The sequence below is a fragment of the Agathobaculum sp. Marseille-P7918 genome (assembly GCF_964248325.1).
Taxonomy (GTDB): domain Bacteria; phylum Bacillota; class Clostridia; order Oscillospirales; family Butyricicoccaceae; genus Agathobaculum.
The window spans coordinates 115,070-139,173 of sequence record NZ_CAXTXI010000008.1 but is presented as its reverse complement, the minus strand read 5'-3'; the positions used below and the strand labels follow the sequence as shown (position 1 = coordinate 139,173).

Below are 24,104 nucleotides of genomic sequence, written 5' to 3'. Positions count from 1 at the left end.
GCGGTATGAAGCATTTCCGGTATCGCGGCAAGCGCATCCGTCCGGCAGATAAGGATTTGATGTTCCGGTCTGCCTGCTGTGTGGCGCTGCCGGTATCCCTTGCAGTTTTCGCTTTGCTCAACCTGAAATCCATCCTGCAAACAGACTGGCGCAGGCTGTCCATGCTGGGTGTCGATGGCATTGATCTGAACATGGGGTATCTGATGTTCAGTGGTATTGTTGCGGCGGTGGCTGCCGGGGCTGTGCTCGTCCTGCTATACCGTCTGTTTCCGGACACTGTGCGGCAGCTCAGGCACCGCCAGAAGCTGGCGCGTATGGTACTGGAAAACCAATGGTACGAGCAGGCCGAACGGACAAAGCAGGACGGCTTTTTTAAGGATTTACCCAGAGCGGATACAAAACCGAAGATCGCCCGTTTTCCACGGATGTATTACCGCATGGAAAACGGGCTTTTGCATTTTCAGGTGGAAATCACGATGGGGAAATATCAGGAGCCGCTGCTGCATCTGGAAACCAAGCTGGAAAGCGGTTTGTACTGCGAACTGGTCAGCCGTGAGCTGCGGGACGGGTATGTGGAATATACCCTGCTTTATGATATGGTGGCGAACCGTATCCCGATTGCCGAAGCGAAAGCCGAGGGCGGGCGCCTGCGCCTGATGAAGAACGTCTGGTGGGAATACGATACGCTCCCGCACATGCTGATCGCAGGCGGCACGGGCGGCGGCAAGACGTATTTTATCCTAACGATCATTCAGGCACTTTTACAGACCGATGCCGTTCTGCACATCTTAGACCCGAAAAATGCTGATTTGGCGGACCTGTCCGCCGTGATGCCGGAGGTGTATTACCGCAAGGAGGATATTGCCGCCTGCGTCAGCCGTTTTTGCGACGGGATGATGCAGCGCAGCGAAAGCATGAAGTCCATGCAGGGCTATAAGACCGGTGAAAACTACGCCTATATCGGCTTGGAACCGCACTTTCTGATATTCGACGAATATGTTGCGTTCATGGAAATGCTGAACACGCGCGAGCGCGAGGACGTGCTGAACAGGCTAAAGCAGATCGTTATGCTGGGGCGGCAGGCGGGGTATTTTTTGATCCTCGCCTGCCAGCGCCCAGACGCAAAGTATCTCGGTGACGGCATCCGTGACCAGTTTAACTTCCGTGTTGCGCTGGGGCGCATGTCCGAGCTGGGATACAGCATGATGTTCGGCGAAGTGAAGAAAGAATTTTTCTTCAAGAATGTCAAGGGGCGCGGCTATGCGGATACGGGAAAAGGCGTCATTACCGAGTTCTATACGCCGGTCGTTCCCAAAGGGTATGACTTCCTGCGGGAGATCGGCACGCTGGCGGCTGGACGGCGGTTTGCGCCGATTATGGAAGTGGATGGAAAGACAATGGATAATGACGATACGGAGGACGTGATTTTCGATGAAAGATATGATTGAGCGGGCTTTATCTACGCGGGACAAAGATGAAAATATTATGGGGATGGTGACCTTCCCCTGCAATGAGGAAGAAGTTTTACAGCGCTTCCAAGTAGACGATCTGAAAGAGCTGTATTTTGTGGACCGGCCGGACAGCCGTATGTCAGTCGCGCGGTTTAACCATATCATCCGTGAAGCGGATGCGCGTGCGGAGAAGATCAACAGCATGATCGGCACGGCGGTCTGCTTCTTGATGGATAAGTTGGACCAGAATCCGGAGTGGCGCGGCTCGTCTGAAAGTGTGCCGCTCAATTTTGAAGATGCGACGGTCTGGAACTGGTGTATGAAAGACGATTACCAGCCGGTAGACGAAAAAACAAAGGTATGGTTCCATCGTGGAGAGCTCACTATATATTACGGGGAGCAGAAGAATAAGCGGCAGTGGTGAAAGAATGGAGGACAGATAAATGGCAATGCCTGTGAAACGTCAGGTTACGACTGTGGGTAGGGATGAAAACATTACGGAAATGGTTACTTTCCCCTGTAACGAGGACGAGATTGCAACATGGTTCCATGTAAACGAGATGGGGGAACTGCGCTTTGCAGACGGTATGGCGCCATACCTGACTGTACCGGAATTTAATCAGGCCATGCGGGAAGCAGACGGACGGACGCAGAAGATTGAAAGCAATATCACTGCTGCCGTGCGTTTCCTTGAAGCGAAGCTGCGGGATAATCCGGAGCAGAAAAAAGTATCCGAAATGGTCTGGCTGGGGTTTGAGGATGCGGCGGTATGGGAGTTCTGTATGAAGGACAGTTACCGTCCGGCGGATGAGAATGTCGGGTTTTCCTTTTCCGGTATGCTTCTGCAAGTGACGTACCATGCGTAGGTGTTTCTGTCTGTACGCCCCGCCCTGCTGCGCGCGGCGTGTAGCGCGAAAGCCGTCAGCGCAGCAAGGGCGGATGGCGGGCGCGGCGAAGCCGCGCCCGCGTGCTTGAACCCCCTGTATCTAACAGGGGGGTACAAATCGCCAATGGCCAGCCGCTTTACAAAGTAGAAACCCTGATGCCGTCTGGATTTTGGGCTTTTGAGAGCTATGTCAAAAACGGGCATCAATGTCACAGAGCACAGAAAGGAGAAATTTTCATAGAAAACAACGAATGGATTTGGCATTTCCGTGAAGAACGGGAACGCAATGGTATTTCGCGCAAGGCGGTTGCCGCTGTTGCAGGCATTTCGCGTGAATACCTGTGCCGCCTGGAAACCGGAAAGCTGCCGGTGACAGACAAGACAAGGAAACGGCTCACCGCGGCGCTCAAGACCCTGTACCCAGACCCGCTTAACCTGATGATCGACTATGTGCGGGTGCGCTTCCCTACGATGGATGCAAGGCATATTATCGAAGATGTGCTGCGGCTCAAAATGAAATATATGGCGCAGGAAGATCACGGGCTTTACTCCTATTCCAGTATGTATATGCTGGGGGATGTTGTGGTTATGACTTCTCCAAAGGAGGAAAATGGTGTGCTGCTCGAACTCAAGGGTAAGGGCTGCCGCCAGTTTGAAGCCTATCTGGATGGGCAGCAAAGAAGCTGGTACGAGTTTTTCCGGCAATGCCTTGATGAAGATGCGGTATTCAAGCGGATAGACCTTGCGGTCAATGACAGGGCGGGGATTTTGGATATCCCCTATCTGTGCGATAAGTGCGACCGCGGGGAATGTATTTCGGTATTCCGCAGTTTCAAGGCGTACCGCACGGGCGGGCTTGCACATCTGCGGGAGGAAAACAAAGAGAGCATGGGTGCGACGCTGTATATCGGCTCGATGCAGTCCGATCTGTATTTCTGTATCTATGAAAAAGCATATGAACAGCTTGTCAAAAAAGGCATCCCAGTTGAAGATGCGGAAGTCAAGAACCGGTTTGAGATACGGCTGAAAAACGAACGTGCTTTCTATGCGGTTTATGATCTGGTGTCTAATGAAAGCCCCGAAGATACTGCATTCGGCATCATCAACCGGTATGTCCGGTTCGTGGACAGGGATGACCGCAAGCCGCGTGAAGATTGGCCGCTGAACCATATGTGGTCGGTATTCATTGGGGAACATCGTGACCGGCTCAAGCTGACGACCGACCCTGAGCCGTACAGCCTTGAAAAAACGCTGAACTGGCTGTCCCATCAGGTCGCGCCGTCATGGAAGATGCTGCTTGAGTTAGACCGCAAATGCGGGACAAATATTATGGAAGAAATGCTTGCGGCAACCGAGCTGGCAGATAAGCACCGCAAGATCATTGAACAGCAGCTTCAGGAAATCGGGGAGGTGGTTATTGTGTAAGGAGCTTGCAGCGGGAAATGCGGTGTGGTATAATTATGGCACGAAAGGAGTTGGTTTATATGCCGCGTATTATACCAATCCGTGATTTGAAAAATACCGCAGAAATTTCAAAAATGTGCAATGAATCAACTGAACCGGTTTATATCACCAAAAATGGATATGGCGATATGGTTATTATGAGCATGAAAGCGTATGAAGAAAAAATGTATATGATGGATGTATACACAAAATTAGCGCAAGCCGAGGATGAAATCCGCGCGGGCAAGACGGGTGATGCGCGTCAAGCCTTAAAGGATTTGAGGGCGAAATATGGACTATAAGGTCGAGAGTACACCCCTTGCCAATCAAGATTTGGATGAAATTCTAAACTACATGGCAAAGGAATTGGATAACCCATCTGCCGCGGCTGACTTCTTGGACGAAGTAGGCCTTCGCTATGAGAACTTGGCGAAAATGCCGCAAATGTATGAGCGGTGCCATGATATGCGGCTGAAAACGCTCGGATACCGACGTGTTACGATCAAAAACTATGTTATGATTTACAAAATAGCCGAAGGCCTGAAAACCGTATTTATTTTGCGTTTCTTCTACGGCGGGCGGGATTATGAAAAACTACTTTGAATAAACTTTGGATGCAGCTCTTGTAAAGGGCTGCATTTTTTATGGATGGAGGAATGTAACCTATGAATTTCGGTGTAAACCTGTACAACTGGTTTCTTACAAATGCCCAGTCGCTTGTGCTCATGGCGATCGTGGTGATCGGCATTTATCTCGGCTTTAAGCGCGAGTTTTCCAAGCTGATCGGCTTCCTTGTCGTGTCGCTGATCGCGGTCGGCCTTGTATTCAATGCAGCGGGCGTCAAGGACGTGCTCCTGACCCTGTTCAATCAGATTATCGGCGCGTAAGGAAAGGGGTATGGATGTGCGCTATCGTCAAAACAGGATTAAACCATTGCGCAGAGCGCGTGGAATCACGGTGAAAAGACTGGCTTCGCTGGTAGGTGTATCACAGAGTATGCTTACAAACTACGAAAATGGAAGCAGTATGCCGAGAGATCAGGAAGTATGGGACAGGCTCGCGGTGTATTTCGGTGTGTCCGTTCCTTATCTTATGGGCTTTTGAGTTTGATGTAACAGTTGGTTTTCAAGTGAGACCAGCCGTTTTTTCATGCCTGCATGACAGGGGGTGATTTTTGTTATGGAAGAAATGCGGGTATATGTAGCGAACCTCGGCAAATACAACGAGGGCGAGCTGGTGGGCGCGTGGTTTGAACCGCCCATAGACTATGACGAAATGGCGGAGTGCATCGGCCTGAACGAATATTATGAGGAATATGCCATCCACGACTACGAGCTGCCCTTTGATATAGACGAGTACACGCCTATTGAGGAAGTCAACCGCCTGTGTGAAATGGTGGAGGATTTGCCGGAGTATATTCAAGACAACCTGAAAGAACTGCAAGGATATTTCAGCAGTATTGAGGACTTGTGCGATCACGCAGACGATATTATCCTGTGGTCGGGCTGTGAGGACATGGCGGATGTAGCTCGTGAGATGGTGGAAGAAGGCGCGCTGGGCGAAATTCCTGTGCACCTGCAAAATTATATAGACTATGAAGCGTACGGGCGTGATTTGTCGTATGAGGGTACGTTTGTTGAAACGAGGAATGGAGTGTTTGAGATCGCAGTTTAACCGTTTTCTCTTTCGCCCGCCGCTGTGAGAATGGTGTGGGGGTGCGTCCGGCTGTGGGTAACTGCAAGGCAGTTATCCATAACCGGCGCAGGGGGCGAGGAAAGACGCAGGCGGCGTGGGCCTCGTTCCTCGCCCCCTCTTACCATATATTCAAATAGGAGTTGATATATTGAAGAAAATACGAAGTTACAGCAGTATTTGGTCTGTTGAGAAAGTCATTTACGCAATCAGCGACATGCGCCTGCCGTTCCCCATCACCTTTTCGCAAATGGCATGGTTTGTCGCCTGTGAGTTTGCGGTGCTGGCGCTGGGCGAACTGCCGCCGCTCTCCATGATAGACGGCGCGCTGCTCAAGTATTTCGGCATCCCTGCCGGTATCACATGGTTTATGAGCCAAAAGACATGGGACGGCAAAAAGCCGTTCAGCTTTGTCAAGTCGTACACGGCCTATTTGCTTCGCCCCAAACAGACCTTTGCAGGCAAGGCAGTAAAATTTCGCAGAGAGAAAACAGGAAAACCCATTACGGCGGTTAGGAGCGTGATAGTAGATGCAGTATCCGATTAAATATATCGAAAACAACCTTGTCTGGAACCATGACGGGGAGTGCTTCGCGTACTATGAGCTTATCCCATACAACTACTCGTTTTTAAGTGTGGAACAGAAAGAAGCGGTACACGATGCGTTCCGTCAGCTTATCGCCCAGAACAGGGACGGTAAGATACACGCCCTGCAGATCAGCACGGAATCCAGCATCCGTGCGGCGCAGGAGCGGTCCAAGGCGTATGCTTCCGGAAACCTGCGGGAAGCGGCGCTGCGCCGCATAGACGGCCAGACCGAAGCACTTGTCTCCATGATCGGGGAAAATCAGGTGGACTTCCGGTTCCATATCGGCTTCAAGCTGCTGCTGAACGAGCAGGACAGCGGGAATATCGGGCGGCAGGCGGCAAACCTGTTTTCCGGTTTCCTGCGGGATGTGAACCATACCCTGATGGGCGATTTCGCGTCAATGCCGAATGATGAGATACTGCGCTATCAGAAGATGGAAAAGCTGCTGGAAAGTAAGATTTCGCGCCGCTTCAAGGTGCGGCAGCTGGATAAAAACGATTTCGGCTATCTGCTGGAACACTTATACGGGCGTTCCGGTACAGCATACGAGGATTATGAATTTCATTTACCCAAAAAGAAATTAAAGGGTGAAACTATCGTCAAGCGGTACGATCTGATTAAGCCCACGCGCTGTCTGCTGGAAGAACACGGGCGGTATCTGCGCATTGTACAAGAGGAAACGGAAACCTATTCCGCTTATTTCACGATCTCGGATGTGGTCGGTGAATTGGATTTCCCGTCGTCCGAGATTTTCTATTATCAACAGCAGCAATTCACGTTCCCGGTCGATACCAGCATGAATGTTGAGATTATCACCAACAGGAAAGCCCTGTCCACGGTACGGAACAAAAAGAAAGAACTCAAGGACTTGGACAACCATGCGTGGGAGAGTGGGGACGAGACCAGCACATCGGTCGCGGAAGCACTGGACAGCGTGAATGAGCTGGAAACCGAGCTGGGGCAAAGCAAGGAAGCCATGTACAAGCTGTCCTATGTGGTGCGTGTCACCGCGCCGGACGAGGAAGCACTCAAACGGCGGTGCAATGCAGTACGGGATTTCTATGACGATATGAACGTCAAGCTGGTGCGTCCGGTGGGCGATATGATCGGCCTGCACCATGAGTTTATCCCGGCAAGTAAGCGGTATATGAACGACTATATCCAGTACGTCACGAGCGATTTCCTTGCCGGTCTCGGTTTCGGCGCGGCGCAGATGCTCGGGGAAAAGGACGGTATCTATCTCGCCTATGGCGTGGATACAGGAAGGAACGTCTACTTGCAGCCCGCGCTTGCGAGCCAAGGCGTGAAAGGCTCGGTCACGAACGCGCTGTCTGCGGCGTTCCTCGGCTCGCTCGGCGGCGGCAAGAGCTTTGCCAATAACCTGCTGGTGTATTATGCGGTACTGTACGGCGCGCGGGCGCTCATCGTAGACCCGAAAGCCGAGCGCGGGAACTGGAAGCGTGACTTCCCTGAGATCGCGGACGAGATCAATATTGTAAACCTGACCTCGGACGAGGATAACCGCGGTATGTTGGACCCGTATGTCATCATGCGCCGCCCCAAGGACGCGGAAAGCCTTGCGATAGATATTCTGACGTTTTTAACCGGCATTTCCTCGCGGGACGGCGAGCGGTTCCCCATCCTGCGGCGGGCGGTGCGCACGGTCACGAACGGCAAGCGGCGCGGCCTGCTCTGTGTGATAGAGGAACTCCGCAAGGAAAACAATGCGGCGGCAACGGCGATCGCAGACCACATTGAGAGTTTCACGGACTACGACTTCGCGCATCTGCTGTTCTCGGATGGGAACATCAAAAAGTCCATCAGTCTTGAAAAGCAGCTTAACATCATACAGGTAGCCGACCTTGTGCTGCCGGACAAAGGCACGCGCTTTGAGGAATATACGACGATGGAGCTTTTGTCTGTCGCCATGCTCATTGTCATCAGCACCTTTGCGCTCGACTTCATCCACACAGACCGGAGTGTGTTTAAGATCGTTGATTTGGATGAAGCATGGTCGTTCCTGAACGTGGCGCAGGGCAAGACGCTGGCAAACAAGCTGGTGCGCGCAGGCCGCGCCATGAACGCGGCGGTTTACTTTGTGACGCAGAACGCGGCAGACCTCGCAGACGAAAGCCTGAAAAACAACATCGGCCTGAAATTCGCGTTCCGCAGTACGGATATTGTTGAGATCAAAAAGACGCTGGAGTTTTTCGGCCTTGACCCGGAGGACGAAAACAACCAGAAGCGGCTGCGGAACCTCGAAAACGGCCAATGCCTGATGCAGGACTTATATGGGCATGTGGGCGTCGTGCAGTTCCATCCGGTGTTTGCGGATTTCCTGTTTGGTTTTGACACAAAGCCGCCGATGAAAGCCGGGGTGGCAGTATGACGTACAAACAAGTGAATACGGTTATGTTTAAAAAGACGGCAGTCACAGGTGCTTGTATCCTTGTGATTGCCGTTTTGCTGTTTCTGGCGTTCTGCTCGTCTGCGGGCGCGGTTGGGCTGGTGGATGATACGGTGGATGCGGCGCACGAGTACAGCCGCTACCCGCTGGAAAACTACCAGCTTGACTTTTATGTTGATAATGGGTGGGATTGGCTGCCGTGGAACTGGATAGACGGCATCGGCAAGCAGGTCATGTACGGCCTGTACTGCATCACGAATTTTATCTGGACAATCAACCTGTATCTTTCCAATGCGTCCGGTTATCTGGTGCAGGAAGCATACGGGCTGGATTTCATTTCGGATGCGGCGGACGAGATCGGCCGGAACATCCAGTCTATCGCAGGCATTTCGCCCAGCGGGCTTTCCTCGGATGGGTTTTATGCGGGCTTCCTCCTGCTTATCATCTTGATTGTCGGCGCGTATGTGGCCTATGTCGGGCTGATCAAAAGGGAAACGACAAAGGCCGTGCGTGCGGTGATGAACATGGTGCTGATCTTCGTGCTGTCCGGTGCGCTGATCGCCTATGCGCCGGACTGTGTGAAGCGCCTGAACGAGTTTTCCGAGGATGTCAGCACAGCGAGTTTGAGCGTGGGGACAAAGATCGTCCTACCGGATGTGGAGAACAGCGGCGGGAACAGTGTTGCGCTCATCCGGGACAGCCTGTTTTCCATCCAGGTAAAGCAGCCGTGGCTGCTCCTGCAATTCGGGGATACGGACACGGACACGATCGGCGCAGACCGTATTGAAAGCCTGCTTTCAGCCAGTCCCAGCGGGAACAACGGTGAGGACCGGGAAAACGCCGTCAAGGCCGAGATCGAGGACAACGGGAATACCAACCTCACGGTCACGAAAACGGTGAACCGGCTCGGCACAGTGTTTTTCCTGTTCCTGTTTAATATCGGCATTTCGGTGTTCGTGTTCCTGCTTACTGGCATGATGATCTTCTCACAGGTGCTTTTCATCATCTATGCCATGTTCCTGCCGGTGTCGTTCGTGCTCAGCATGGTTCCGACGTTCGAGGGCAGCAGCAGGCGCGCGGTAATCAAGCTGTTCAATACGATCCTGGCGCGGGCGGGCATTACGCTTATTATCACGGTGGCTTTCAGCATTTCTACCATTCTGTACCGTATTTCCAGCGGCTATCCGTTCTTTATCATTGCGTTTTTGCAGGTGGTCGTGTTCGCGGGGATTTATTTCAAGCTGGGTGACCTGCTCAGCATGTTCTCCCTCCATGACGACGGCGCACGCGGCATGGGCCGGTATATCATGCACCGCCCGCGGATGTTCCTGCACCATCAGCTTCACAGGCTCAACCGGACAATGCGCGCGGCGGCCAGCAGGCCGAACAGCGCAGGAAGTGAACAAAGTAGGCGTTCCGGTAGCTCGGCGAGTACGGCAGGCGGCGCCTATCGGTACCGCAATACCCGGCCAAATAGCACAGACAACGGGGCGTCACAGGCGGGAGCGGTACACGGCTTGCCGGAAGCTCCTATAAGGGGCTTACCCAGCGGCGGCTCAGGAAGCGGCACCGCTACACCGCCGCAAGAGGGTAACTCGCCGTCCCATGATGGCCGGTATGATGCTCCGGCGGTGGTACTTCCCGCTCCGGCGGACAAGACCAATGCGGAGACTGCCAAGGTTAGCAGCACGGCGCACAGCCGTCCGGCAACGGCAGCGGCACAGGAGGAAACAAAACATCCTGCTGTCCCGCAGGCACATGAAAGGCCGGTCATTGCGGCCAGTGCGCCAAAGGAGGGGAAAGTACAGAGCGTCACACCCAAACAACAGCCTGCTCCGGCCGGACAGGGACGGCCTGCGGCGGTGGATGTGGCGGGCATAGCACAGGCTTCCAGCGGCACAGCACGCAAACCGGCAGCCCAGCCGCATGAACGTCCGGCGGTCGCTCATACGGATGCAGGCGAACGTATGAAGCAACCGGACAGGCAGAATATCACAGCGGCAAAACAGCCCGTCCATGCGGAAAGCCGCAGGCAGGATGTGGTAAACCGTCCAGTGGTCATGCAGAATGCGGCGGATAATCCGGTTGTACCAACACAGGTAAAGCACACTGCGGCGGTGCAGGGCAAACAGGATACGGTGCGCCCAGCCGTGAAAACTGCTGCGCCCAAGAAGCCGGAAAAGAAAAATCAGGTTTCCAAACCCGCCGATAAACGTGCGGTGCAGCACAAACAGCCGGTGACGATGCGGAACAAGCCCGATGGCATGGGGCATACCGGCAAAGCGGGCGGCAAGCAGAATGGGGGCAGCAGTAAATGAAGCTGAAATATCTTGCGCTGCCCCTTGCAGGGCTGTTTGCTGCCTTTTTCTGCCTGCTCCTGCTGGTTGCGCTCCTGTTTGCATCCGATGAGGACAGCGGTGGGAGTGGCATTTACTATGGTGGTGCAAACCTGTCTGCGGCGGTGCTGGCGCACAAGCCAATGGTGGAGCGGTACGCGGCGCAGTACGGCATTTCCGAGTATGTCAATGTCCTACTTGCGATCATGCAGGTGGAATCCGGCGGCACGCTGGAGGACGTAATGCAGTCCTCGGAATCTATGGGGCTGCCGCCGAACTCGCTCGGCACGGAGCAATCTATTGCGCAGGGCTGCAAGTATTTCTCGGAACTGCTTGCCAACGCAGACCGGCTCGGCTGCGATCTGAGCAGCGTGATACAGGCATATAACTACGGCGGCGGTTTTCTGGATTATGTTACGTCGCACGGCGGCAGATACAGCTTCGAGCTGGCGCAGGCATTCGCAGAGGAAAGGTCCGGCGGTGTGCGCGTGCCTTATAAAAACGAAATTTCAGTCGCGGAAAACGGCGGCTGGCGCTACAACTATGGCAATATGTTCTATGTCCGGCTGGTATCGCAGTATTTGTATGCTGCGCAGTACGACAACGCGACCGTGCAGGCGATTATGAACGAAGCACTGAAATACCAGGGCTGGGAATATGTCTACGGCGGTGCGTCCCCGACTACTTCCTTTGACTGCTCCGGCCTGACGCAATGGTGCTACGGCGCAGCGGGCATCACGCTGCCGCGCACCGCACAGGCGCAGTACGACGCGACCCAGCATATCCCGTTCGAGGATGCCCAGCCCGGCGATCTGGTGTTCTTTCAGGGGACATATAACTGCGGCGATTATATCACGCACGTTGGGATTTATGTGGGTGATAACCGGATGTACCACGCTGGAAACCCGATTGGGTTCGCAGACTTGACCAGTGCCTATTGGCAGGCGCATCTGGTCTGCGCCGGACGGGTAGGACATTGAATGACGAAAGGTGGTTAAACATGTTCAATAACAAGAAACAAGTGCAGGAGAAACAGAAAAAGCCGCGCGTCCTGAATATTGGGACGCGGCGGCCGGTGGTGATTGTGCTGTGGGCGCTGCTCATCTGCGCGTTTACGTTTGCGGTGTATAAGGATTTTACAGCGGTGGATACGCACACCGTCCATGAAACGACGGTGGTGCAGGAGGAAGTCACGGACACGAACGCGATAGAGAGCTTTGTCACGAATTTCGCCAAGGTGTATTACTCATGGGAACAGTCTGCGGATTCGATAGAGCAACGGACGGAAAACCTGAAATATTATCTCACGGACGAACTGCAAGCCCTGAATGCGGACGCGGTACGCAGTGATGTGCCGACGGCGTCCACTGTACAGGACGTGCAGATTTGGTCTGTGGAAGAAACTGGGGATAAAGTGTATAAAATTGTCTATTCTGTGTTGCAAAATGTCATAAACGGGGAGGAAAGCAGCACTGTAACATCTGTTTATGAGGTTTCTGTGTATGTAGACGATACCGGCGATATGGTTATCATCCAAAGCCCGACAATCACGGGCAAGCCCCAAAAGTCTGACTACGTTCCCAAAGCCGCCGAGCCGGATGGTACAGTATCCGCGCAGGAAAGCACAGAGATCACGGAGTTTTTGACCACGTTTTTCACATTGTATCCGGCGGCAACCGAACAGGAGCTTTCCTACTATGTCAGCGGCGATGCGTTGCCGGTGATTGGAAACGATAGCTATGTGTTTGCGGGGCTGGTGAATCCGGTCTTTACCAAGAACGGCGATGCTGTGACGGCGAATGTGGCGGTGCAGTATCTTGACCAGCGGACGGGGATGACGCAGGTGTCACAATTCGCGTTGCAGCTAAGACAGGTTGATGGGAACTGGAAGATAATTTAATAGAAAAAGCGGAATAGTCAAAGCTATTCCGCTTTTTATAGTTTATACAGTAACGTAGTTTGTCGTAACAGTATAGGTTGCGCCGCTTCCATTGCTGTTAAATGCACAAAGAACAACAGTGGCATAATACCGATGGCCACTTACTCCCGAACCTAAAACTTTACGTCCATTTGTCATTTTACCCGATGTAGTAATACCACTATAATTTTTGGCTGTTCCTGCAGTCGCATCATGTAAGGTAATAGAGCTGACGCCGATTTTGCTGACGCTTGTATTGGCTTGAACATAATAATCAATAGCTAATGTTCCATTGGATTCAATTAAGGATGCATCTTTGATCTTAAAAGAGATGCTTGCATATGGCTGAATATCAGAATCTACAGCAAAGGCAGAGTGCGGCATCACAAACACAGCTAAAAGTAGTAAAGAAATGATTTTCCTAACTTTTCTATACATTATTTATACTCCTTCATACACTGAATCAATAATTTGTTTCATCTCATCGACTGATACATCGCCCCAGAAACTAACTTCACGGCTACCAATCATAGCTGCTGCATTTACGCGGGATAAATTGTGCATGACATACCAATCTACATTATTTACAGTATATTTTTCAACTGGTCGGTCATCCTTTTCAATGATGGAACCATCTTGGCCCTCGGTCAAAGTGCGGGAGGAGACGGCGAATTCTCGTACGCCGTCTTCATGCAGATAATTTGCCATAAAGTCTGTCTGGTTATAAAAATAATCCCGGGTGACCTTAACGTAATCCAGCGTGAAGCCCTCCGGTACCCAAGTTGGGAACAGTTTTTCGTTGATACCATAGGCTTTGACTGCATCCACGATGTTCATATTCAGAACATAGAAGGTTTCTATCGAACCGGATTCATCCCATTCGGATTCAGACTTTTCAATCCCCATTGCAGAGGTGTCCGATTCCTGATAACTGTAAAATGCACTGTCGTCTCCAGTAACGGAAATTGTGCTTTTATGGTCGTCTGGCTCAGCATCACCATCGCTGCGATCTTCGTAAATGATGCCGCCAACATTCGAAAATTTTAAGGTAAAAACTTCATCAAACCACAAAAAAGAACAGTCAGAATTTAATAAAACAGATCAGTTTGGAAGCACTGGAAAAAAGAAGCTTCACGTCGTGCATAAGACGTAAAAGAGTGCCTTGAGGTCGTGCATAAGACCTCGCTCAAAGAGCAAAAAAGAGTGCGTGCCTGATGATGAAAATTCAAAGGGCGACGAAAGTTTTAACAAAAATTCAGGGATAAATAAAGGGAATTTCACTATGGGACACAAGAAAAAAGACGGAAAGAATAACCGTACATTGCATCAACAAGCGTATGACAAACTGCAAAAAATGCAGGCGTTCGGTAACAGCAAACGCCTTGATAAACTCGAAAATCCAGAGGATTTTGCTCGAAAAATTTACAGCTTTTCGACCTACCAGACGTACTTCAAGCACATAAAATATTTTATCAAATGGATTCAGAAAGAACATCCCGAAGTAAAAACGCTGAAAAAAGCAGAAAAATTTGTGCCGGAATGGCTGCAAACCCGCGTAGACAAAGGCCTTTCCGCGTGGACGATTCAAACCGAAGAGGCCGCGCTGAATAAGTTGTACCAGATAAAATTGGACGATGAAAATCGCTTTCAGCCGCCGAGAAGATTAAAGGAAAATATCACGCGCAGCCGCGGAGTAAAAAAGCGCGACGCGCATTTTTCAGAGAAAGCAAACGAGAAACTCATCAACTTCTGCAAGGCCTGCGGCTTCCGCCGCAGCGTACTGGAGCGGCTGACGGGCAGTGACTTATACGACCGCGCAAAGGCCGAAACGGCATTCGCTGAAGCGCAGGAAGCAGGTAATGAAGCGCTCGCGGAAGCACTGCTTGTGGGTTTGAAAACCTTCCCGGAGCAGGATTACTTCATCCTGCATCGCCGCGACAAAGGCGGTAAAACGCGCTTATCTCCCATCGTCGGGCCGCACAAAGATGCGGTCGTGCGGCGCATGAAAGCGACGCCGCCAAGTGAAAAAGTGTGGCAGTATGTCAGCACCAACTGCGACATTCACGGCTATCGTTCGGAATACGCGACGTTTATTTATAAGCAGTACGCGCGGCCAATCGAGCAGCTGGATTACCGCAAAAAGATACGCTGTTCCGACGGGAAATACCGCTCCGAGATCTACATCTGCCGCGGCAGTGAGCGCAGAAAACGCCTTGACCGCCGTGCGGTCGGCATCATCAGCATCGCGCTCGGCCACAGCCGCGAGGACACCGCGATCACGAATTATATCCGAAATCTTTAAGGCATCGGCTATGTTTGGATACAGCTCATTCGTTCAGGCAGGATGCATTATTTGTGTAGATACCTGTTTTTATCCGAAACATAATTCTGAATATTATCAATCGCCAAAATAAATGAATACGACAAAATAGTATATTTCACGAATAAAATATGCCTTTCAAAAGAGGTCTCTCAAAACACACCCTACACAAATAATGTAGGGTATCTACACAGATCGTGCCCCCCTGGGACGAGCGCAATGCAACGGGAATGACTAAATTGGTTGTTTCGCAAGAATCATTGTCGCAGGGGGGTACATTATTTATGTAGGTGCATATCATATCTTTTGATTTTTGCTGCCGTAAGGGAAAAGTGCTTCTGAAGCTCGAACAGGGTCCGATCGGGTTTCAGTACGAGCACGAGTACTAAAAACAGCTATGAGAATTTGGATAATACTAACGAAATAATTGCAAATGTTCGCTTAGCTATTGTGTTTATTTTGCAAATATGCTATATATAAGACAAGCAATTCATACGTATGCAAAGAGGTGAAAACAGTTGAAAACGATTACTTCCGTCGAACTTGCCAAATTAGCTGGTGTGTCGCAATCAACGGTTTCCCGTTGCCTGAATGACAGTCCGCTGGTTTCAGAAGAAACCAAGGCAAGAGTTAAAAAGCTGGCGGAAGAATACTCCTTTCAGTTTAACACTAACGCACGGGGGTTAAAAACCAACCGCACCGGCTTAATCGGATATGTGTTCTCTGAGGACTTTACCGGCTTTGCAAACCATTATATTCAATCTGATATTTACTATCGCATACGTATGCATCTTGCAAAAGAAGGTCTGGATCTGGTTCCGGTGTTTGATGATCGCAAGTTTGGTGAGCGCTTTGCTATCGAAAAGAGCATCAGTAACCGCCGGTTTGACGCCCTAATTTTCAATCGGCCGCAGGTGAGCGAACGCGTGCAGAATCTGCTTGTTGAAACCAAAATCCCCTATATTTTTATCTACGACACGAATGAATCGTCCGATGTACCCTTTATGATCGCTCCGAGTCATACTCTGATTGGCAGTTTGGTTGGGCGCGCATTTTGCGAGGCGGGATACACCCGCTTTGTGGAGTTAACCGGCCCATCGGATCGAATCGATGTGATCCACAAACACACTGGCTTTACCCAAGTTCTGCATCAATATGGACACGGGTTGCCTGACAGCCATATTCTGTGTGCCAATTACCACTTAGAGGAAGCAACCGCTGTGACGTTGGCACATCGCGAACTGTTCCAGCCGGGAACAGCTTGCTTTGCGCAGAATGATATGATGGCTCTGGGCGTGTTGGAGGGGTTGCGGCAGTGCGGTATTAGTGTACCGGAGGATGTTGCAATCATTGGATCGGATAATATTCCTATGGGAAAGTGGTTCCGGCCAAATCTGACCACGGTGGGCATCGACTACGACAGCATCATTGAACTCACGGTTCGTTGGATCCTGGCAATGACAGAAGGCAGATTGCCAAACTCCTATCGCCATGTACTGAGCAGCAAATTAATCATTCGTGATACTTTTTGTCCCGAATAAATTGGAGAATTCATTTTCTCCGTATATGAATACGTATGCAAACGCATTTTGCGTTGCAAATATAAAGGAAAGAAGGAGTACAAATGAAAAAGAGAAGAATCGCCGCAATGCTGATGGCGGGGGTCATGATGACCACAGCCTTGTTCGGTTGCAGCAACGCAAACAATGGCGGCGAAAGCGCGGCCAGCACGGAAGATTATCCGAACGGTCCAGTGACCGTCATCTGTCCGTGGGGTGTTGGCGGCGGTGCAGACGTCATCACACGCAAGATCTCGGAGGTGGCCAAGAATTATTTTGATCAGCCGATCATTGTAGAAAATCACACAGGCGCTTCAGGCACTATTGGTATGTCTGATGCACTGGACGCCGAGGCGGACGGCTATACCATGGTTGTGACCAACGGTCCGCTGTTCTCGCTGACTCCCAAATTCATCGATGTCAATTATGATCTGGATGATTTCACGATGCTGCGCGGCATCCGCACGGTTTCGCTAATGATCCTGACCAATCCGAACAAATCTGGCATTCAGACTTTTGAGGATCTGATTGAGTACGGCAAGACCAACAAGATCAAGTATTCTACTTCGTCTGGCCCGGGCGGCGACCAATATGTTGTTGCGTCTGCAATGTTTGAAACGCTGGGGATCGAAGCCGAGCCGGTCGTTATGAGCAGCGAGGCTGAATCCATCAACGCGGTAGTTTCCGGACAGGTTGACTGCGGCCTGGGTACGCCGCCGGCTTATTACTCACATCAGGAAGAGGGCAATATCACGGCGGTCGCCACTTTCTACCCGGAAGCAGTAGAAACCCCGTACGGCACGGTAGAATCCATCAAGAATTGGGATGTCGATGTGGAGTTTATGGGTGTAGACTGTCTGGCAGTCCGCTCGGAAGTACCGCAGGAGATCATCGACAAGCTTAACGCGATGCTCGATGAGGTATATGCCGATGAGGAATTCCTCTCGTATATGGAAGAAATGGGCTATCCGCTCTGGGATGCGGATGGCGCTGAGGTCACCCAGTTCATTGAGGATCAGATGACCAGTATGGATGCCTATGTCGATATGATCGAATCATAATTAACAGCAATGATGTAGGCGCAGCGTAACTATATTTTACGTGCGCATACGATACATCTGGAAAGAGGTGAATCTTTTGAAAATCAAACTCAATTCCAATATGATAACCGGTGCGCTGTTTCTAATCATTTCGATCATCTTGCATATTATGATCCCATCACAGATCAAAACCTTTGAAACCGGTGCAGTTACTGCTGCAACTGTGCCAACGCTGATGATCCGCGGAATGATCCTTTGCAGCGCAATACTACTGGCGCAAGGTGTGTTGTCCAAGCAGAAAACCGAATACATGATCTCGGGCGCGATGTTCAGCCGAGAAAAACTGCTCAAGCTCAAGCCGCTGATTTACATTCTGATGCTGTTGATCTACGCAATTATTTTACCGTATGCAGGGTTTATCATTTCTTCCCTGGTGCTCTCCAACTGCATCCTGCTGTATTTCGGCGCACGCAAATGGTGGTTTTATGCAGTTGCCAGTGCCAATGTTTTCGTTGCTTATTTCGCCTTTACGGCGATGAGCGTAACGCTACCATAAGGGGGAAGTGACGCTATGTTTGATAATATTATGACTGGTCTGTCTCTGATGGCGTCGCTGGAAAGCTTTATCGCCATCCTGATTGGACTGCTGGCCGGCATCGTAATCGGTGCGATTCCCGGCCTAACCGCGGATATCGCGATCATTCTTTGCTTGCCACTGACCTATAGCATGGATCCCATACCGGCAATGCTACTGCTGCTCGGCTTGTATTGCGGTGGTACCTATGGAGGCTCGATCACCGCTATTCTGATCAACACGCCCGGCACACCATCCAGTGCTGCGACCGTACTGGATGGTTATCCGTTCACCAAGCAGGGAAAGCCGCTCAAAGCGCTGACCATGGCGCTGTATGCCTCGTTTTTCGGCGGCCTGTTCAGTGCGCTTGTGCTGTTGTTTGCTGCGCCGGCCATCTCGCAATTCACGCAGATGTTCGGCCCACCGGAATATTTCTGCATCGCGGTGTTTGGTTTGTCGATCATCTCAAGCATTTCGGGCGATAACATCGTCAAAGGCCTTATGGGCGGCATCATTGGCATCTTCATCACCCTGATTGGTCAGGATTCGGTGAGCGGCAGTATGCGCTTTACCTTCGGTGTGCGCAGACTGGGTGCAGGCATCCCGCTGATTGTCACACTCGTCGGCCTGTTTGCAATCGCTGAGCTGCTCAGCCGCTCAGATTACAATCCGCGCACCGATCCAGCACGCAAGCAAAAGCTCAAGCTCGACCATGAAAAGCTGACCTGGGCAGAAATTAAGCGTTGTCTTCGCACGATGACGGTATCCTCTATCATCGGTACGATTATCGGTGCGATCCCCGGCACCGGCGGTGGTATCGCGGCCTTCATCAGCTACGATCAGGCCAAAAAGACCTCCAAATATAGAGATAATTTTGGCAAGGGCGAGATCGAGGGTATCTCCGCAACCGAATCCGCGAACAACGCAACCACCGGCTCGACGTTGATTCCGCTAACCACGCTCGGCGTGCCCGGCGATGGCTGCACGGCCATTCTTCTCGGCGCATTCATGCTACAGGGTATGGTGCCCGGTCCATCCATGTTCAAAGAGCACAGCGACATTCTGTACGGCATTATGGTCGGTCTGGTCGTTGTCAATATTCTAATGCTGGTCATCGGTCGTGTTTTCACGCCGCTGTATTCCAACATCACCCGTATTCCCTATGAGCTGATGAGCGCTATCATCATTGTCTACTGCATCACTGGCGTGTATTCGAGCGAGGCGAGCACCTTCCACGTGCTTCTGGCTGTGATTATCGGCGCATTCTCGTTCCTTCTGCGCAAGCTGGGCTTTAGCGTGGTGCCAATCATCCTCGGCGTGGTGCTAGGCGACCTGGTCGAGAGCAATTTCCGTAATTCGATGGTTATGTCGGACGGTTCGTTGTCAATCTTTTTCACCCGTCCGTTCAGTGTGCTGTTCCTTGCGCTGGCGGCGCTTTCGATCGGTATGTTCTTCTACAAGGCGATTAAAGATAGAAAAAAGAAGGAAAACGCACAATAAAACAAGGAGTAGAGACAAATGAAGTTTTACACAGAACCCAGCAGAGAGATCCCGATCTCGGCGGAGACTGAGGTGCTAGTCGTCGGCGGCGGCCCGGCAGGCTTCGGTGCAGCGCTGCATGCGGCACGGATGGGGCGAAAAACGATGCTGATCGAGCAATACGGCGCGATCGGCGGCGTGGCAACCACGGGCATTATGAGTCATTGGACCGGCAGACAGGACGGCGGCTGCTTTGAAGAGCTGCGCGCAAAGGCACGCGACTGTGAAGCAGAGCAGGTCATCAATCCGGAAAAACTGCGTATTCTGATGCTGGATATGCTGATGGAGGCCGGCGTTAATGTACAGCTGTACACAGGCTTCAGCGATGTCATTATGGAGGGAAACCGCGTTGCGGGTGTAATCACAGAGAGCAAATCCGGCCGGGAAGCGATCCTGAGCAAAATGGTGATCGATTCGACCGGCGACGGCGACGTGGCCGCACGTGCGGGCGTTCCGTTTGAAAAGGGACGTTCGACGGACGGCGGTATGCAGCCGATGACGATCATGTTCAAGGTTGCCGGCGTAGATATGGATCGCGCCATGTTCTTCTGGGGCTTTGAGGATACGGTCCAGCTGCCGGAAGGCGATCTGCAAACACTCGGTCGTCAGGAATTACCCTCTCCGGCAGGTCATATCCTGCTGTATCCTTCGTCGCTCCCAGGCATTGTTACGGTCAACATGAGCAATATGACCGATGTGGACGGCACAAATGCAAGAGATCTGAATCGTGCTGAATACGTATGCAGAAAACAGATTCCCGAGATTATTGCATTTCTGCGCCGCCATGTGCCGGGATATGAGGGCTGTTATCTGATCGACAGCGCCGATGTGATCGGTGTGCGTGAAACCCGCCGGTTTGAGGCGAATTATCAGCTGAATGAGCAGGATATTGCGCAGGCTCGTACCTTTGAAGACTGGGTAGTTACCAAGTCGAATTTCTTCTTTGATCTGCACAATGTAGAAGGCGCCGGGCTGGATGCCAATGGTGAATACAAGGCGTTCAAGCAGCCGAAGCCGTATACGATCCCACTGCGCTGCTTTGTACCAAAGACGGTGGAGGGTATTCTGCTGAACGGACGCAATATTTCGGGTACGCATAAGGCACACTCCAGCTATCGCGTAATGCCGATTGTAATGAATATGGGGCATGCTATGGGTATTGTTGCCGCGATGTGTGTTGCGCAGAACAAAAAGCCGCTGGAATTAGATATTCACGAAGTGCAGGATGAACTGCGCAGAACGAATGTAGAACCGTAAACTCAGGAAAGGAGACACAGTTAATATTATGCTGAAACGAATGCCCCGCACGATTACAGCAGAGCAGTCGCTGAAAAGCGGACTGTTCAAGCTGAGAGATATTGCCGCCTGTGCTTATGGCAATGGAAAGTGGATTCAATACCGGGATGCCGCAGGCACCTGTCAACTTACGATGTCCATGGGAGAGATCGTAAAAAACGCCAGTCTGGAAGATGTTGAAGCGTCAAAGGCGCTTGCAGTGCTGTCGACAGGTACTCTGCCGGAGAACGGCGTAAAATCTATGGTGATTCTGCTGGTATCTCTGTTGGAAAAAGCGGAGAACCTCGGCTGCACGGAAGCGGATGTAAACGCAGTTTATGCGCTTTTGGAATATGCGGTGAAATATCTGCCGACTATCGCCAAAGAGAATGGCGGTGAGCTGCTCGGCAGCGTGCTGCCGTACATGACACTGATTAAGCCATTGAACAAACGGGCGCGTGAACTGGGCAATGAACGTGCAGCAGCAACGATGGAATATGCCCTGACAACGCTGCTCCTGACGTTTACCGAAGCCAACGGTGCAAATGGATACGGTGTATATGAACGCATGAAAGCACTGGCGCCCAATCAGTTTTTCAGCCTGAATCAGGTTGGCATTGAGAGGTCAATTTCCGTGGATAGTCCTTATACTGACATCTGGACGATGGGATTTGATCCCATCGACGGAACGATTAAGGATTGTCGCGACATGGCATATCGCGATAAAGAGGAGGACGTACGAAACGTATTACTCGCGGTGAAGAATGCCCTGCAGGTTATTTGGAATATTGCCGCAAGTCTGTGATGCGTGAATACACTGTCTGAGACAGCAGGTATGAAACCGCTCCAGCGATCGGCGTGTATTTACCCAATCTTCATGACCGGATAAACAAATATCCGACTCCTCCTGTTTGTTTTCCAGATCTCAGTTGTTGAAAATCATATCACCCTACTTTACCCAAAAGGAGCTTCCACGCACGGCGATGGAGGCTCCTTTATTTTTCCGGCTCGCCGAACTGACAGCGCCGCTTCCTCTCCCGGATGAGCGTGGACTTGCTGATGCCGGTCAATTTGACGACCTGCGCGTAGGAATGGTCCTCGAGCAGGGTCATCGCGTGGTCAAGCTGCTCGGCATCGAACTTGGGCGGACGGCCCTCACGGAAATTCGGGTCGGTGGCGCGCGCGACCGCCTTGCCCTCCTGCGTGCGCTGGACGATCATGTCGCGCTCGAACTGCGCGAACGACAGCAGCACGTTGCGCAGCAGCGTGTTGACCGAGTCGTTAGACAGGATGCCAAGGTTGAGCACGTTGATGGTGATGCCCTCGTCGATCATCTCGGTGATGAGGCCGGACGCCTGCGACACCGACCGCGCGAGGCGGTCGAGCTTTGTCACGATGAGCACATCGCCTTTTCGCAGCTGCGCCCGCAGCCTGTCGAACTCCGGACGCTCGATCTTCGTGCCGGTGAAGGTGTCCGTGTAAATTTTTTCCGCGCCCGCCGCCGTCAGCGCCGTCTGCTGCGCGTCCAGACTGTTGCCGTCGCGCGCCTGCGTCTTGGTCGAGACTCTCGCGTAGCCGAATGTCATGTAAATTCCCCCGTTTTCCCGGTTTTGACACCGCGAGTTTTGAATATAGGTTTTGATACCCCTATTATGGCTTATGACGCTGCGTTTTGCAACCGGTGGCAATACTTGAAGGTTTTGAGACAGACTCGCATCATATCGAGCAATTACACGCAGATATTTTTATACCGCCTCCATTAGCCAGCCGTCAGGTTTTAAGGCAACACCGCAGAACACGCCAAAGGAAAAGCCCTGCGGGAAGATTCCATCCGGCAGGGCATAGTAGGCCATTCCATCAGCGATGCAGGCGCACTGATTTAAGCCGTCAGGCAGGACCGCCTGTCAGCCAGGATCAGATTCGCCAGCGCGAACAGGATATTCAGTTTGGCGATCTGTTTTCGCAGACCCCGGTACCTTGTTTTCCGGTATCGAAGCTGGCCTTTTACTACAGCAAAGACATGCTCTACCTTGGCCCGTACGGAGGATTTCTCCCGTTCACGGCGTTTGATTTGTGCGAGGGAACGATTGTCTGCGTGCTTGATCTGCGAGGGCCGTCTGTTGATTTTATAACGGACCCGTTTCCCCTTGCTATTGAAAAGAATGGCGTCTTCCCGTTTTTCGGCGCCCAGGTAGCCGCTGTCTCCATATACGCTGGCCTCTTCGCCGGTCAAAAGCTCCGGCACCATCGTTACATCGTGGATGTTGGCGCTGGTGACCTTTACTGTGTGCGCCAGCCCGCTGTTTTTATCCACCCCGATGTGTGCTTTATAGCCAAAATGCCAGCTGTTCCCCTTTTTCACCGGGTGCGCTTCCGGGTCCCGTTTCTTTTCCCTGTTCTTTGTCGACGACGGCGCTGCGATCAGGGTAGAGTCCACTATGGTTCCCTTCTTCAGCAGCAGGCCTTTTTCCTGCAGCAGGCATACCACCTGCGCAAACAACTTCTCCTGCAGCCCGCTGCGGAGCAGCAAATTCCGGAACCGGCCCAGCGTATCGCCGTCCGGCACCTGATTGCTCGATTCCACTCCGCAGAATTCCGAGAATGCTCGGCTGTCGATCACTTCCGCTACTGTTGCCATGTCCGACAGATCATACAGGTTTTGCACCAGATAAATCCGCAGCATCCGTTCCAGATCGTAGGGCTTATTGCCGCGCTCTCCTTTGTAATAGTGCGGCCGAATGAGTTTGATCCACTCTCCCCATGGGACAATGCGCTCTATCTGACTCAGGAATTCTTTCTTCTTTGTCCGCACCTGACTCAATTCATCGCTCAGGCCCGACAGACTCATCTGCTTATCCATAGCTTTATTATATCACATTTTTTCCTTTGTGCGGTGTTGCCTTAAACCTTGATGCCGTTGTAATTCCCGAGCGTGAGCCGGCCGTTGGTCAGCACGATCTTTTCGCAGTTGTCCCGAATCCCGATCAGCAGCCGCAGTTCGCGTTCGAACCACTATATGTATTGTGTATTATTTCTACACAAATTTTATATGGTTGATTGTAAAATCAAGTTGGA

Annotated in this window: 25 protein-coding genes; 21 read left to right on the top strand and 4 right to left on the bottom strand. The window is 51.7% G+C overall.

Annotation, left to right across the window (positions count from 1 at the left end):
• Positions 1 to 5 precede the first annotated feature (5 nt).
• From ACESSO_RS11765 to ACESSO_RS11700, 14 genes are all read left to right on the top strand, one after another.
• On the top strand, positions 6 to 1,448 hold the full coding sequence (locus ACESSO_RS11765) for an FtsK/SpoIIIE domain-containing protein (protein ID WP_373165556.1): 1,443 nt from the start codon (positions 6 to 8) through the stop codon (positions 1,446 to 1,448).
• Positions 1,432 to 1,875, top strand: a complete 444-nt coding sequence (locus ACESSO_RS11760; protein WP_373165555.1) for a hypothetical protein — start codon at positions 1,432 to 1,434, stop codon at positions 1,873 to 1,875. The genes ACESSO_RS11765 and ACESSO_RS11760 overlap by 17 nt, the downstream gene beginning before the upstream one ends.
• Before the next feature lie 19 nt (positions 1,876 to 1,894).
• On the top strand, positions 1,895 to 2,317 hold the full coding sequence (locus tag ACESSO_RS11755; protein ID WP_373165553.1) for a hypothetical protein: 423 nt from the start codon (positions 1,895 to 1,897) through the stop codon (positions 2,315 to 2,317).
• A gap of 176 nt (positions 2,318 to 2,493) precedes the next feature.
• A complete protein-coding gene (locus tag ACESSO_RS11750; protein ID WP_373165552.1) occupies positions 2,494 to 3,762 on the top strand; it encodes a replication initiation factor domain-containing protein in 1,269 nt (422 codons plus the stop codon).
• Between the two features lie 35 nt (positions 3,763 to 3,797).
• Positions 3,798 to 4,082: a type II toxin-antitoxin system Phd/YefM family antitoxin gene (locus tag ACESSO_RS11745; protein ID WP_373165551.1), complete on the top strand. Its 285-nt coding sequence runs from the start codon at positions 3,798 to 3,800 to the stop codon at positions 4,080 to 4,082.
• Positions 4,072 to 4,383, top strand: a complete 312-nt coding sequence (locus tag ACESSO_RS11740; RefSeq protein WP_373165549.1) for a type II toxin-antitoxin system RelE/ParE family toxin — start codon at positions 4,072 to 4,074, stop codon at positions 4,381 to 4,383. Before ACESSO_RS11745 ends, ACESSO_RS11740 begins: the two co-directional genes overlap by 11 nt.
• 62 nt (positions 4,384 to 4,445) lie before the next feature.
• Positions 4,446 to 4,667: a hypothetical protein gene (locus tag ACESSO_RS11735; protein ID WP_110436175.1), complete on the top strand. Its 222-nt coding sequence runs from the start codon at positions 4,446 to 4,448 to the stop codon at positions 4,665 to 4,667.
• A 10-nt stretch (positions 4,668 to 4,677) separates the two neighbouring features.
• Entirely contained in the window at positions 4,678 to 4,884 is a 207-nt protein-coding gene (locus ACESSO_RS11730) for a helix-turn-helix domain-containing protein (RefSeq protein ID WP_373165546.1), read from the top strand.
• Positions 4,885 to 4,959: 75 nt separating this feature from the next.
• Positions 4,960 to 5,454, top strand: a complete 495-nt coding sequence (locus ACESSO_RS11725) for an antirestriction protein ArdA (RefSeq protein ID WP_373165544.1) — start codon at positions 4,960 to 4,962, stop codon at positions 5,452 to 5,454.
• Between the two features lie 169 nt (positions 5,455 to 5,623).
• Positions 5,624 to 6,019: a conjugal transfer protein gene (locus ACESSO_RS11720; protein WP_373165543.1), complete on the top strand. Its 396-nt coding sequence runs from the start codon at positions 5,624 to 5,626 to the stop codon at positions 6,017 to 6,019.
• The gene (locus ACESSO_RS11715; RefSeq protein WP_373165541.1) at positions 6,003 to 8,450 is read left to right on the top strand and encodes an ATP-binding protein; all 2,448 of its coding nucleotides are present in this window, start codon (positions 6,003 to 6,005) and stop codon (positions 8,448 to 8,450) included. The genes ACESSO_RS11720 and ACESSO_RS11715 overlap by 17 nt, the downstream gene beginning before the upstream one ends.
• Positions 8,447 to 10,786: a CD3337/EF1877 family mobilome membrane protein gene (locus ACESSO_RS11710; RefSeq protein WP_373165539.1), complete on the top strand. Its 2,340-nt coding sequence runs from the start codon at positions 8,447 to 8,449 to the stop codon at positions 10,784 to 10,786. Before ACESSO_RS11715 ends, ACESSO_RS11710 begins: the two co-directional genes overlap by 4 nt.
• Positions 10,783 to 11,784, top strand: coding sequence for a lysozyme family protein (locus tag ACESSO_RS11705; protein ID WP_373165537.1), 1,002 nt, complete (start codon positions 10,783 to 10,785; stop codon positions 11,782 to 11,784). The genes ACESSO_RS11710 and ACESSO_RS11705 overlap by 4 nt, the downstream gene beginning before the upstream one ends.
• Before the next feature lie 20 nt (positions 11,785 to 11,804).
• Positions 11,805 to 12,704 carry a conjugal transfer protein gene (locus ACESSO_RS11700; RefSeq protein WP_373165536.1) on the top strand — a complete coding sequence of 300 codons (900 nt, stop codon included), beginning with the start codon at positions 11,805 to 11,807 and terminating at the stop codon, positions 12,702 to 12,704.
• 42 nt (positions 12,705 to 12,746) lie between these two features.
• Here ACESSO_RS11700 and ACESSO_RS11695 read toward each other — a convergent pair whose 3' ends face one another.
• Together ACESSO_RS11695 and ACESSO_RS11690 are read right to left on the bottom strand one after the other, a co-directional pair.
• Positions 12,747 to 13,160 (bottom strand): hypothetical protein, encoded by a 414-nt coding sequence (locus ACESSO_RS11695; protein WP_373165535.1) that lies wholly within the window; start codon positions 13,158 to 13,160, stop codon positions 12,747 to 12,749.
• 3 nt (positions 13,161 to 13,163) lie between these two features.
• A complete protein-coding gene (locus ACESSO_RS11690) occupies positions 13,164 to 13,793 on the bottom strand; it encodes a DUF4367 domain-containing protein (protein WP_373165533.1) in 630 nt (209 codons plus the stop codon).
• A 211-nt stretch (positions 13,794 to 14,004) separates the two neighbouring features.
• Here ACESSO_RS11690 and ACESSO_RS11685 point away from each other — a divergent pair, with 211 nt between their 5' ends.
• The 7 genes from ACESSO_RS11685 (at position 14,005) to ACESSO_RS11655 (ending at position 21,834) form a co-directional block, all read left to right on the top strand.
• Positions 14,005 to 15,024: a site-specific integrase gene (locus ACESSO_RS11685; RefSeq protein WP_373165531.1), complete on the top strand. Its 1,020-nt coding sequence runs from the start codon at positions 14,005 to 14,007 to the stop codon at positions 15,022 to 15,024.
• Positions 15,025 to 15,560: 536 nt separating this feature from the next.
• Positions 15,561 to 16,583 carry a LacI family DNA-binding transcriptional regulator gene (locus tag ACESSO_RS11680; RefSeq protein ID WP_373165529.1) on the top strand — a complete coding sequence of 341 codons (1,023 nt, stop codon included), beginning with the start codon at positions 15,561 to 15,563 and terminating at the stop codon, positions 16,581 to 16,583.
• 83 nt (positions 16,584 to 16,666) lie between these two features.
• Positions 16,667 to 17,662 carry a Bug family tripartite tricarboxylate transporter substrate binding protein gene (locus ACESSO_RS11675; RefSeq protein WP_373165528.1) on the top strand — a complete coding sequence of 332 codons (996 nt, stop codon included), beginning with the start codon at positions 16,667 to 16,669 and terminating at the stop codon, positions 17,660 to 17,662.
• 76 nt (positions 17,663 to 17,738) lie between these two features.
• Entirely contained in the window at positions 17,739 to 18,197 is a 459-nt protein-coding gene (locus ACESSO_RS11670) for a tripartite tricarboxylate transporter TctB family protein (protein ID WP_373165526.1), read from the top strand.
• A 15-nt stretch (positions 18,198 to 18,212) separates the two neighbouring features.
• Positions 18,213 to 19,715: a tripartite tricarboxylate transporter permease gene (locus tag ACESSO_RS11665; protein WP_373165523.1), complete on the top strand. Its 1,503-nt coding sequence runs from the start codon at positions 18,213 to 18,215 to the stop codon at positions 19,713 to 19,715.
• Positions 19,716 to 19,733: 18 nt separating this feature from the next.
• A complete protein-coding gene (locus tag ACESSO_RS11660; protein WP_373165521.1) occupies positions 19,734 to 21,011 on the top strand; it encodes an FAD-dependent oxidoreductase in 1,278 nt (425 codons plus the stop codon).
• Positions 21,012 to 21,039: 28 nt separating this feature from the next.
• The gene (locus ACESSO_RS11655; RefSeq protein WP_373165520.1) at positions 21,040 to 21,834 is read left to right on the top strand and encodes a hypothetical protein; all 795 of its coding nucleotides are present in this window, start codon (positions 21,040 to 21,042) and stop codon (positions 21,832 to 21,834) included.
• Between the two features lie 190 nt (positions 21,835 to 22,024).
• On the opposite strand, the gene ACESSO_RS11650 is transcribed toward ACESSO_RS11655, so the two are convergent.
• Both ACESSO_RS11650 and ACESSO_RS11645 read right to left on the bottom strand, forming a co-directional pair.
• On the bottom strand, positions 22,025 to 22,717 hold the full coding sequence (locus tag ACESSO_RS11650; protein ID WP_373165518.1) for a recombinase family protein: 693 nt from the start codon (positions 22,715 to 22,717) through the stop codon (positions 22,025 to 22,027).
• A gap of 191 nt (positions 22,718 to 22,908) precedes the next feature.
• A complete protein-coding gene (locus tag ACESSO_RS11645; protein ID WP_373165587.1) occupies positions 22,909 to 23,877 on the bottom strand; it encodes an IS5 family transposase in 969 nt (322 codons plus the stop codon).
• Positions 23,878 to 24,104: the final 227 nt, after the last annotated feature.

What these genes read in the sequence shown, in the direction of transcription:
- ACESSO_RS11715 (WP_373165541.1), top strand. Translation starts at nt 6,003, where the DNA reads ATGCAGTATCCGATTAAATATATCGAAAACAACCTTGTCTGGAACCAT.
- ACESSO_RS11645 (WP_373165587.1), bottom strand. Translation starts at nt 23,877, where the DNA reads ATGAGTCTGTCGGGCCTGAGCGATGAATTGAGTCAGGTGCGGACAAAG.
- ACESSO_RS11705 (WP_373165537.1), top strand. Translation starts at nt 10,783, where the DNA reads ATGAAGCTGAAATATCTTGCGCTGCCCCTTGCAGGGCTGTTTGCTGCC.
- ACESSO_RS11700 (WP_373165536.1), top strand. Translation starts at nt 11,805, where the DNA reads ATGTTCAATAACAAGAAACAAGTGCAGGAGAAACAGAAAAAGCCGCGC.
- ACESSO_RS11710 (WP_373165539.1), top strand. Translation starts at nt 8,447, where the DNA reads ATGACGTACAAACAAGTGAATACGGTTATGTTTAAAAAGACGGCAGTC.
- ACESSO_RS11740 (WP_373165549.1), top strand. Translation starts at nt 4,072, where the DNA reads ATGGACTATAAGGTCGAGAGTACACCCCTTGCCAATCAAGATTTGGAT.
- ACESSO_RS11660 (WP_373165521.1), top strand. Translation starts at nt 19,734, where the DNA reads ATGAAGTTTTACACAGAACCCAGCAGAGAGATCCCGATCTCGGCGGAG.
- ACESSO_RS11745 (WP_373165551.1), top strand. Translation starts at nt 3,798, where the DNA reads ATGGCACGAAAGGAGTTGGTTTATATGCCGCGTATTATACCAATCCGT.
- ACESSO_RS11725 (WP_373165544.1), top strand. Translation starts at nt 4,960, where the DNA reads ATGGAAGAAATGCGGGTATATGTAGCGAACCTCGGCAAATACAACGAG.
- ACESSO_RS11755 (WP_373165553.1), top strand. Translation starts at nt 1,895, where the DNA reads ATGGCAATGCCTGTGAAACGTCAGGTTACGACTGTGGGTAGGGATGAA.
- ACESSO_RS11765 (WP_373165556.1), top strand. Translation starts at nt 6, where the DNA reads ATGAAGCATTTCCGGTATCGCGGCAAGCGCATCCGTCCGGCAGATAAG.
- ACESSO_RS11750 (WP_373165552.1), top strand. Translation starts at nt 2,494, where the DNA reads ATGCCGTCTGGATTTTGGGCTTTTGAGAGCTATGTCAAAAACGGGCAT.
- ACESSO_RS11655 (WP_373165520.1), top strand. Translation starts at nt 21,040, where the DNA reads ATGCTGAAACGAATGCCCCGCACGATTACAGCAGAGCAGTCGCTGAAA.
- ACESSO_RS11665 (WP_373165523.1), top strand. Translation starts at nt 18,213, where the DNA reads ATGTTTGATAATATTATGACTGGTCTGTCTCTGATGGCGTCGCTGGAA.
- ACESSO_RS11730 (WP_373165546.1), top strand. Translation starts at nt 4,678, where the DNA reads ATGGATGTGCGCTATCGTCAAAACAGGATTAAACCATTGCGCAGAGCG.
- ACESSO_RS11695 (WP_373165535.1), bottom strand. Translation starts at nt 13,160, where the DNA reads ATGTATAGAAAAGTTAGGAAAATCATTTCTTTACTACTTTTAGCTGTG.
- ACESSO_RS11735 (WP_110436175.1), top strand. Translation starts at nt 4,446, where the DNA reads ATGAATTTCGGTGTAAACCTGTACAACTGGTTTCTTACAAATGCCCAG.
- ACESSO_RS11675 (WP_373165528.1), top strand. Translation starts at nt 16,667, where the DNA reads ATGAAAAAGAGAAGAATCGCCGCAATGCTGATGGCGGGGGTCATGATG.
- ACESSO_RS11685 (WP_373165531.1), top strand. Translation starts at nt 14,005, where the DNA reads ATGGGACACAAGAAAAAAGACGGAAAGAATAACCGTACATTGCATCAA.
- ACESSO_RS11760 (WP_373165555.1), top strand. Translation starts at nt 1,432, where the DNA reads ATGAAAGATATGATTGAGCGGGCTTTATCTACGCGGGACAAAGATGAA.